The organism is Streptomyces sp. LS1784 (assembly GCF_020103755.1).
Classification (GTDB): Bacteria; Actinomycetota; Actinomycetes; order Streptomycetales; family Streptomycetaceae; genus Kitasatospora.
On sequence record NZ_JAHSQD010001230.1, the window covers coordinates 1 to 701 of the forward strand.

At 78.7% G+C, this 701-nt stretch carries 1 protein-coding gene; it reads right to left on the bottom strand.

All coding sequences use genetic code 11. From position 1 onward, the window contains the following. Positions 1 to 531, bottom strand: a 531-nt coding sequence (locus KS423_RS46695; protein ID WP_224285687.1) for a DUF3492 domain-containing protein, incomplete at its 3' end; no start/stop codon positions are given. Positions 532 to 701: the final 170 nt, after the last annotated feature.

The following is a 701-nucleotide window of genomic DNA, read 5'->3' on the forward strand; positions in this document are numbered from 1 at the left end:
GAGGCCGCCGGGGCCGGTGCCGTACCAGGGTGCGGACAGCGGGCGCAGGCACTGCTCCAGCAGGTCCGCCGCGACCAGCACGTCGCACACCAGCGGCTGCCCGGCCGCGGTGTCCGCGCCGGGCAGCCGCCAGGTCCGCTCCAGAAGCCGGCGGGCGTGCGCGGAGGCCAGGAAGGCGGGCAGCGTGCCGTCCTCCCGGGCGAGCGCCGCCAGCCGGTACAGCCCGGGACCGAAGCCGGCTCGCTCCCCGGGCAGCACGAGTGCCCGCACCAGTTGTTCGTACGCTCCGGCGTACCGGCGTCTGCGCAGCGCGCCCGGCGCCCGGCCGTCCGGCCTGCGCCCCCACAGCGCCAGCTCGTACGCACCGCGCCAGGCGGGCGACGGCCGCTCGGGACCCGTGCCCTCCGGGCCGGTCAGCAGGTACAGCTCGAACCCGTGCTCCGGCAGGCCCTCGGCCAGCCGGTCGCACCAGCCTCCGGTGCCACGCTGGGGATGCGGACGGGCACCCTCGGTGAGCAGGGCAACGCGCATGGGAGACCTCCAGGGCAGAGCGGATTCGCTGGGCGGGATCGCGGACGGATCGACGGACGGCAGGACGGCCCGGGCAGTCGCCCGGGGCGCCCCCGCACGGCGGCGGGGACGGTCGGGACCGGGGAGTCCGGTCGGCCCGGGCCGGCGTCGCGGGTGCCTCCGTGCGGCCC